We start from the raw sequence: 1,572 nt of genomic DNA on the forward strand, positions 1-1,572 counted from the left end.
AGACGATATGAGCAGGACATAAAACATTGAGAGCCCCTGCTGCATGAAAGACCGCGGATTAGGCCGACAATGGTGAGTGTCTAATTCAGCCGCGGCGGCCACGCCGCATTCATGGAAGGGGCTCCCATGCTCGATACTACCACCTTCGTCGGCCTCGACGTCCACGCCCGCTCGATAAAGGCCGTCTCCCTCGACGTCATGACCGGGGAGGTGCGCTGCGCGACCTTCGGCTACGACGCCGGCGCCGTCGCGGAGTGGGTCCGCTCCGTGGACCCCGGGGCCAGGTGCGTGTACGAGTCCGGGGTCACGGGCTTCGACCTGCAGAAGAGGCTCTCCGGCCTGGGGGTCGACTGCGTGGTCGGCGCCGTCTCGAAGATGATCAAGCCCAGCGCGGACAGGCGCAGGAAGAACGACCGCAACGACGCCGAGTTCCTCGCCCGCATGCTGTCGGTCGGCAACGTGGTCGAGGTGTGGGTCCCCGACGACGAGTGCGAGGCCGCCCGCGACCTGACCAGGGCGCTCGAGGACGCGAGGGACGACCTCTCGCGCTCGAAGCAGCGGCTCTCCAAGTTCCTGCTAAGGCACGGGCTCGTCTTCGGCGAGAGGACGCCCACCGGCCGCAGGAAGGGCAACTGGACCCGGGCGCACTGGTCCTGGATCGAGTCGATTAGGTTCGCGGAGGGGGCCGACAACGACGCGCTCGCCTACTACGTCGACGCGGTCAGGCGGGCGGCGGAGGAGAAGGCGAGGCTCGAGGGGCTCGTCGAGGCCGAGGCCCGCAAGCCCAGGTGGCGGAAGAGGGTCGACTCCCTGCGCTGCCTCAAGGGCGTCGACACCGCTTCCGCCGCCGACCTCGTGTTCGAGGCCGGCGAGTTCTCGAGGTTCAGGAACGCCCGCTCGTTCGCGGCATGGGTCGGCCTGACGCCCTCCGAGCACTCCAGCGGGGAGAGCGACCGCAGGGGCGCGATCACCAAGGCCGGCAACAAGCACCTGAGGAAGACGCTGGTCGAGGCCGCGTGGCACTACCTGACGTGCTCGGGGCGGCCGAAGGACCTCGCCAAGGGCCAGGCCCCGGACCGGGGCGCCCGGAGGCATGCCGCCAAGGGCGTGCGGAGGCTGGTCGAGAGGCGGGAGGCGCTGCTCGCGCGCGGGGTCCACGGCAGCAAGGCGAACGTCGCCACGGCGCGCGAGCTCGCCTGCTGGGTGTGGGCGGTCGGCCTCATGGCCGAGGGGGCGTAGGGGGGCGGTCCCCCGCACATAAGCCAGTCACCCCGGAAGCGGTTCGATCCGAAGCCGTTGAGGCGAACCTCAGGTCCCTTTTCTGCGAGCGCCCAGGGCGCCACACGCGTGCACAGACTGTCGGTTCGACGTAGAAGCCTCAGCCGTAGCAACGGATTGCCCAGCGAGAGATCGCCACGGGCGGATATTAAACTGCAAAGACGAGCGTCGGTAAGACACGCCGAGGTCGCCGCGGACGGGTTGATATAGGGAGAGGGCCTGACCCCATATCGTTGGGGCCAGGCCCGATTTTGCCTCTTGACAATGTCCTGCTCATATTAAAAGGAACGTCCC

Annotated in this window: 1 protein-coding gene; it reads left to right on the forward strand. The window is 67.9% G+C overall.

Features of this window, described 5'->3' with window-relative positions:
* Positions 1-126: 126 nt before the first annotated feature.
* Positions 127-1,239, forward strand: a complete 1,113-nt coding sequence (locus tag DXD56_RS09920; protein ID WP_233524983.1) for an IS110 family transposase — start codon at positions 127-129, stop codon at positions 1,237-1,239.
* The last annotated feature ends 333 nt before the right edge of the window (positions 1,240-1,572 follow it).

The organism is Collinsella sp. TM06-3 (assembly GCF_003436395.1).
GTDB lineage: Bacteria > Actinomycetota > Coriobacteriia > Coriobacteriales > Coriobacteriaceae > Collinsella.

What these genes read in the sequence shown, in the direction of transcription:
- DXD56_RS09920 (WP_233524983.1), top strand. Translation starts at nt 127, where the DNA reads ATGCTCGATACTACCACCTTCGTCGGCCTCGACGTCCACGCCCGCTCG.